Here is a 253-nt window from a genome sequence, read left to right as displayed (position 1 = left end):
CGTCACGCGCGACTGGCCGCACCTCGTCGAGCAACTGATCGAGGACATCGGCAGCCGCTATGAGCAGCCGGTCTGGCTCGTCGGCCACTCGCTCGGCGGCTATCTTTCGCTGATGGCGGCGCTCAGGAAGCCGCAGTGGGTGAGGGGCGTGGTGATGCTCGATTCGCCCGTGATCGCCGGCTGGCGCAGCGGCATGCTGAGCGTTTCGCAGTGGACCGGGCTCGACGAGCGCCTGTCGCCCGCCGCCGCCACG

General features: G+C 70.0%; 1 protein-coding gene. It reads left to right on the top strand.

The window, feature by feature from the left end:
• On the top strand, positions 1–253 hold a 253-nt coding region (locus tag SB772_RS43465; protein WP_410838958.1), incomplete at both ends, for an alpha/beta fold hydrolase.

The sequence above is a fragment of the Paraburkholderia sp. SIMBA_030 genome, from assembly GCF_046535245.1.
Taxonomy (GTDB): domain Bacteria; phylum Pseudomonadota; class Gammaproteobacteria; order Burkholderiales; family Burkholderiaceae; genus Paraburkholderia.
The sequence above is the reverse complement of the archived record's forward strand: the minus strand, read 5'-3'. Positions and strand labels throughout refer to the sequence as shown.